At 44.9% G+C, this 6000-nt stretch carries 6 protein-coding genes and 1 tRNA gene; 2 read left to right on the top strand and 5 right to left on the bottom strand.

The genetic code is table 11. From position 1 onward, the window contains the following. Nucleotides 1-350: 350 nt before the first annotated feature. The 4 genes from B0F88_RS13380 to B0F88_RS13365 all read right to left on the bottom strand — a co-directional run bounded on the left by B0F88_RS13380 (nucleotide 351) and on the right by B0F88_RS13365 (nucleotide 3048). Nucleotides 351-578, bottom strand: coding sequence for a helix-turn-helix transcriptional regulator (locus B0F88_RS13380; protein WP_104424416.1), 228 nt, complete (start codon nucleotides 576-578; stop codon nucleotides 351-353). A 152-nt stretch (nucleotides 579-730) separates the two neighbouring features. Next, nucleotides 731-1390 carry a hypothetical protein gene (locus tag B0F88_RS13375; RefSeq protein ID WP_146083352.1) on the bottom strand — a complete coding sequence of 220 codons (660 nt, stop codon included), beginning with the start codon at nucleotides 1388-1390 and terminating at the stop codon, nucleotides 731-733. Between the two features lie 142 nt (nucleotides 1391-1532). Further along, entirely contained in the window at nucleotides 1533-2786 is a 1254-nt protein-coding gene (locus B0F88_RS13370; protein ID WP_104424414.1) for a tyrosine-type recombinase/integrase, read from the bottom strand. 175 nt (nucleotides 2787-2961) lie between these two features. Further along, a tRNA-Leu gene (locus tag B0F88_RS13365) sits at nucleotides 2962-3048 on the bottom strand. Between the two features lie 88 nt (nucleotides 3049-3136). On the opposite strand from B0F88_RS13365, the gene queA reads away from it, so the two are divergent. After that, the gene (gene queA / locus B0F88_RS13360; protein ID WP_104424413.1) at nucleotides 3137-4156 is read left to right on the top strand and encodes a tRNA preQ1(34) S-adenosylmethionine ribosyltransferase-isomerase QueA; all 1020 of its coding nucleotides are present in this window, start codon (nucleotides 3137-3139) and stop codon (nucleotides 4154-4156) included. A gap of 106 nt (nucleotides 4157-4262) precedes the next feature. Here the strand turns inward: queA and ylqF are convergent, their stop codons facing one another. After that, nucleotides 4263-5183, bottom strand: coding sequence for a ribosome biogenesis GTPase YlqF (gene ylqF, locus B0F88_RS13355; RefSeq protein WP_104424412.1), 921 nt, complete (start codon nucleotides 5181-5183; stop codon nucleotides 4263-4265). A gap of 204 nt (nucleotides 5184-5387) precedes the next feature. Here ylqF and yfbR point away from each other — a divergent pair, with 204 nt between their 5' ends. Continuing rightward, nucleotides 5388-5987: a 5'-deoxynucleotidase gene (yfbR, locus tag B0F88_RS13350; RefSeq protein WP_104424411.1), complete on the top strand. Its 600-nt coding sequence runs from the start codon at nucleotides 5388-5390 to the stop codon at nucleotides 5985-5987. Nucleotides 5988-6000: the final 13 nt, after the last annotated feature.

Here is a 6000-nt window from a genome sequence, read left to right as displayed (position 1 = left end):
TTCGGACGTTTGTGTTTATTTTGATTACTCATATTCACCTCTGATGACATTATAAATCTGTCTTTAGAAGTGTCCTGTTTAATTAGACCATTTCAATCAGCCTATTTAGCCGCTTAGTTTTGGCTTTTCAGTCAAGTGAAAAACCTTTCTTCATTGATAAAAAACATCAGGCTGTTTCTAATAATATAAGCTAGTGGCTTGCTTAAGAATTGTTTAACTTTATTATTTGTATAGAACATATAAGTTTCCTTAGGCATGAATCCCGCGCACAATTCCACAAAATACGTTACAACACATTTGAAGAATTGAACACGAGAACCCATAACCTCTTAATTTAAGTTATGGGTTTTTTATGCTTGATTGATTGACATAATCAAGTTTCGAATATCTTCGACTTTCCAGGCTGTTGTTCGTTCTCCCAGCTTTACAGGCTTCGGATATTTGCCGCTTTTAACGCCATTCAAGAACGATGTGCGGCTTATTGGAATAAGTGCGGGAATGTTAGTTTTTTTGTTGCCTACGATATGCCAAATTCGTAAAAATCCGGTTTCTGGTAGTTGGTTGAATGATGTAGCCATGCTTTAAACCTCATTGATTAATAAGGTTGCCTATTATCAGCACATTTTTTAGCATTCATAGCTAGAACAGTTGCAATAGTTTGCAACTTTAAGGGTGGGTAGGTTCTCTACAGGCCTTGTGTTATATGGTTTTATGGGATAGGTAGGTTTTTTTAATTTGAAGAAGGAGCGCCGCCATTTTTATCTGGATTTAGCAAGGTAGCAATCCGTTTTTTAGCTTCCATTGGTAATGTCTTGTGGTTGGTTTCTAGCCAGTCTTCTATCAGTTTCTTCCTGCTGCCCTTCTTCGGCTTTTCAGGGTTGCATTCAAGAACTTCATTCCATGCTTTAATTGCAATATTTAATTCCTCACTAAACATTGGGTGCGTTTGGTCAAGATATGCGGGTTGCATTAATATGATGTTACGTTCAGTTTCTGTTTCATTTATCGGCGCATCATCCCTCGCCTGACTTTCTATAATTTCATCCTTTGTATAAGTTTTTGTCTTTTCAATGATTGGTCTATTGTCTATATTGAACCTTTGTTCACCTTTCCGTTCATCACATAAGATAAAACGAGGCTCATCAATTGGTTGAGTGTGATACTCCACGAACCTTATTCCTTTGCCGTCTGAGCGTATGCATTCCAATAGATAGCTAACTGTAGTTTCGCCTAGAAATTCAATTTCTCTTTCTGCATCTTCTGGTAATTCAAATACATTACATACTTTTATGAAAGAACCTTTGTCTATTGTCTCTCGCATTGTCTCCCCATCAAAGGAGTCCATGCAGTCATATTCCCAATAACCCCAACCCGAATAAAAAACCGACATAAAAAATAATCTTGTTAAAGTGAAGCGGTTAAAAAAGGAATAACCGGAAACAGGGGACGAATCCTGCTTATTGCCCGCTAAGGCTATCCGGTTAAGTTATTGTATTAGGAGTGATTTTAGCAGTTCTTGGTTGTTAGCGTACTTACCCGATCTTCTTAAACGGTAGTACTTGAGCGCCATTCTTTAGGCTGTCCAGGTAGTCAGACCATTGCTGCATCATTCGTCTACGTTCATCAAGATATTGCGCTCGATTATAAGCGGCTCTTACTTGATCTCGTGGGGTGTGCGCTAATTGTCTTTCGATTGCGTCGGGACTCCATCCTTGTTCATTTAGAAGTGTTGATGCTGTGGTTCTAAATCCGTGAGCAGTCATTACATCCGATTCATAACCCAGCGATTTGAGCGCGGTTCTTATTGTGCCATCTGACATGGGGCGGCCATCACCGCGACTCGACGGAAAAACATACTGACTGTTACCCGTAAGTGGTTTTATATCTGTCAGTATGGCGATTGCTTGATTTGATAAAGGCACAATATGATGGAAGTCGGTTTTACTGATATAAGGCCGCCATTCGCGCGCTTCTAAGTCAATGTCTGACCAAAGTAATTGGCGTATTTCGCCGGGGCGTTGGAATACTAATGGCGAAAATCTAAAGGCTGACTGAACTACAAAGGTTCCATGATAATTATTTATGTCTCTAAGTAACTGACCAAATTGATTTGGGTCGATGATAGCAGCACGGTGTTTTACTTTTTGGGCGGGTATCTGCTTCGAGACGGGTTGAGCCGGGTCATAGTCGGTAAAGTTATGGACAATGGCATAGGCAAAAATTGAACTTATTTCACTGTGTAGCCGGTGCGCGGTCTCAAGTTGTTTTTTGTCGATTATCGGTTTAATAACAGCCAGTATTTCAGATGACTTAATTTGATTGATTGCAATATCGCCAATCATAGGAAAGGCTAGGCGCTCAAGTCTTGAGATTTTCTTGGTTTGCGTGGTTGTTTTTGTCAGGTGTTCAATAGATTCTAGCCACTGCCTTGCTATATCGGCAAAGCTGTTTAGTATCGGCAAGCCATCAGCCACGCGCTTAATATTTGAATTTAAAAGCTGTTGTACTTTTTTCTTTTCGCTTCTGATTGCCATAGGGTCAATACTATTGGCGATATTGTCGCGGGCTTCTTCTGCTTTACGCCGGGCTGTTTCTAAAGTAACACTAGGGTAGGAACCTAAGGCGAGTTTCTTTTGTTTTTTGTCAAATGTGTAAATAAGCCGCCACAACTTAGCGCCGTTTTTACTAACAAATAAATACAGGCCTCCACCATCATTAAGCATGTAATCTTTTTCTTTAGACTTGGCCGCCTTGTAGACCACATCTTTATTGATATTCTTAGCCATTTTACACCTCTTTTTATGTCCTTTTTTTAAGCACTATAGCAAAGGACATAATAAAGGACATGCTTTTAGGTGAATATCGCTGTATTTGGCTGCATTTCGTTGGACAATAAAAAACCCGCGAAGCCTTATGACTTGCGGGTTTTCATAGTTCTTTGCACGGCTCTGAACCAATGTTTGGTACCGAGGGCCGGAATCGAACCGGCACGATGTCACCATCACCGGATTTTGAATCCGGCGCGTCTACCAGTTCCGCCACCCCGGCAAAGAACGGACATTATAGGCAAATGTTATAATCGATGCAAATCTTTTTAAAGATGTATTCGAAAGCCTAACCTGATAATATCACCGCTATGAAAAAAAGTGATTTTAACTACCAGTTACCCGAAGCATTAATCGCACAAAAACCGTTGGCAGAGCGCGATGCAAGCCGTTTGTTGTGTATGGATCGTCATACCGGACGGATAACCGACCGGCAATTCACCGATCTTATCGATTTGATTGATGAGCGGGATCTGCTTGTTTTTAACGATACCAAAGTGATTCCTGCCAGATTGTTCGGTAAAAAGCAAAGTGGCGGCAAGGTCGAGATACTTATCGAGCGTATCCTGGATGATCACTGCGCAATTGCTCATGTCAGAGCCAGTAAAGCGGCAAAAGCAAGTACTCTAATAGAACTGGATGGCGGCTATTGCTGCGAAGTGTTGGGCAGGTCGGACGATCTGTTTCAGCTGGAATTTAAAGGGGAACACAGTTTACTTTATATTCTGGAGCAAATCGGCCATATTCCATTGCCGCCTTATATTACCCGTGCGGATGACGAATCCGACCTGACCCGCTATCAGACGGTTTTTGCCAGAGAGGCGGGAGCTGTCGCGGCACCCACGGCAGGCCTGCATTTTGATCAAGCCATGATGGGAAAGCTTAAAGCCAAAGGCGTGCTAAGCGCTTTTGTGACCCTGCACGTCGGCAGCGGCACCTTTCAGCCGGTCAGGGTGGAAGATTTATCCGAACATTTAATGCACAAGGAATATTTTGCGGTGCTGCCGGAAACGGTGGCGGCCGTTCAGCAAGCCAGAGCAAGAGGGGGGCGGGTTATCGCCATCGGTACGACGGCGGTCAGGGCGCTGGAGTCGGCGTCCCAAAGCGGTCGGCTTGAAGCCGGTTTTGGCGATACCGACTTGTTCATTACCCCCGGCTATCAATTCAAATCGGTCGATGCAATGTTGACCAACTTTCATTTGCCGGAGTCTACCTTATTGATGCTGGTTTCAGCATTTGCCGGTTACGCGTCTATCATGAGCGCTTACAGCCATGCTATTGATCAATCTTACCGATTCTTCAGCTATGGCGATGCGATGTTTTTGGCTTAGCCCAATTGTGTTATTGGCGGCATCCTGTGGAAAGTGTGTCGCTGTGAGGCTAATGCTCAGCTTAATAAGCGCGTTCATTGAACGTTGATGCGCCTGCATATGGGATTTAGTTTGATCCTTTCCATTTCTGCTTCCGCGCTTTTTTCTTTGCTTCTTTCTGTTCGCGAATAACAACCAGTTCGGCCAGTTCCTGTTCCATCATAGCGGGGGTTTCCAGGCTGATTCTGCCGATAGTGCCGGCACGTAATTCAGATAACAGGATTTTGGAGACTTTATCCATCTCGATGTGTCCGCCAGAGCGGAGACATCCGCGTTTCTTGCCGATGGCTTCCATCAGCGGTTGTTCGCCTTCCGGCAGTTGGTCCAGCTGAAAGCGGATTTGCAGTAAGTTGGGGTAGTGCTGCAACAGGTATTCGGCCGCAAAGAAGGCAACATTCTCGTGGCTGATCGCTGTGTCTTTGATCGCGCCGGTGGTCGCCAGCCGGTAGCCGCTGTTCTTGTTTTCGACGTTGGGCCACAGCATGCCGGGCGTGTCCAAAAGGATAATGCCGTGGCCGATGTCGATGCGCTGTTGCGTCTTGGTGATGGCCGGCTCGTTGCCGGTTTTGGCGATTATTCTTCCGGCCAGGGTGTTGATCAATGTGGATTTTCCGACATTGGGTATGCCCATGATCAGTGTGTGGATAGGTTTGTCGCTGCTGGCTTTATTCGGCAGCATCTTGTGGCACAAATCAGGCAGTTGGCGCATTTTTTCCGGCTGCTCGGTGGTCAGCGCCAGGGTTTTTACGCCTTGTTCCTGCTCCAGATAGGTTTGCCATTGCTGTGTGATCTCGGGGTCGGCAAGGTCGCTTTTGCTGAGCACTTTGATGCAGGGTTTATCGCCGCGCAGGGTGGTGAGCATCGGGTTTTGACTGCTGAACGGAATGCGCGCGTCCAGGATTTCGATGATTAGATCAACCTGAGGCAGGATTTCTTTGATCTCTTTGCCGGCCTTGTGCATATGGCCGGGGTACCACTGAATAAGCATGATATTTAACTATGTAACCAAAATGGACTATTTAAGCACCATAACCCTATAATCAACAGCTATAAATATATAAAAGGTTTAATAGATGAAAATAGTTAATGTATCAGAGGCGCCGGTGGGCTGTACACGGAGTCAACAAAAACGGCAGCTCAGAAATTTCCGGGCGAGAATTACTCGGCCATTATTGAAGTAGTCGGTTGAATCATGAAAGAGATAACAAGCAGTTTTTACGCCTATTTATCAAGGCTCAGATGGATTAAACGCTGGGGGCTAAAGCGCAATGCTCATGATGAAAATGTGATGGAGCATAGCTGGGAGGTGTCGGTTATCGCCCACACCCTGGCTTTGATTAAAAACCGCTATTACGACGGCAAAGTCGACGCCAATGCGATTGCTACGGCGGCTTTGTATCACGATATTACCGAGGTGATTACCGGCGATTTGCCGACGCCTATCAAGTATCATTCCCCGGAAATCAGCGCAGCCTACAAGCGGATTGAACATCAGGCTGAAATTGAATTATTGGCGCTTTTGCCGGTGGAGTTGCGGGAGGATTTTCAGGCGCTGATTCATCACGACCAGATGCCGCCGGAGCATGTGCGGATCATCAAGGCGGCGGATAAAATTTCGGCTTATCTTAAATGTCAAGCCGAATTAAAGGCCGGCAATTCCGAGTTTGAAACCGCTGCCGAGCAATTGGCTGTGACGATTGGGGCGTCGGAGCAGCCGGAAGTGATTTTTTTTATGAAAACGTTTGCACCCAGTTGCGGATTAACGCTGGATGGGTTGATGAAAACTTATTAAGTGGCTTTTTTAC

This window comes from Methylobacter tundripaludum (assembly GCF_002934365.1).
GTDB lineage: Bacteria > Pseudomonadota > Gammaproteobacteria > Methylococcales > Methylomonadaceae > Methylobacter_A > Methylobacter_A tundripaludum_A.
Note: the sequence above shows the minus strand (reverse complement) of the source record. Positions and strands in the feature narration are given on the sequence as shown.

Excerpts from the sequence above, each read along its gene's own strand:
- B0F88_RS13380 (WP_104424416.1), bottom strand. The coding sequence starts at position 578 with ATGGCTACATCATTCAACCAACTACCAGAAACCGGATTTTTACGAATT.
- B0F88_RS13375 (WP_146083352.1), bottom strand. The coding sequence starts at position 1,390 with ATGTCGGTTTTTTATTCGGGTTGGGGTTATTGGGAATATGACTGCATG.
- B0F88_RS13370 (WP_104424414.1), bottom strand. The coding sequence starts at position 2,786 with ATGGCTAAGAATATCAATAAAGATGTGGTCTACAAGGCGGCCAAGTCT.
- queA (WP_104424413.1), top strand. The coding sequence starts at position 3,137 with ATGAAAAAAAGTGATTTTAACTACCAGTTACCCGAAGCATTAATCGCA.
- ylqF (WP_104424412.1), bottom strand. The coding sequence starts at position 5,183 with ATGCTTATTCAGTGGTACCCCGGCCATATGCACAAGGCCGGCAAAGAG.
- yfbR (WP_104424411.1), top strand. The coding sequence starts at position 5,388 with ATGAAAGAGATAACAAGCAGTTTTTACGCCTATTTATCAAGGCTCAGA.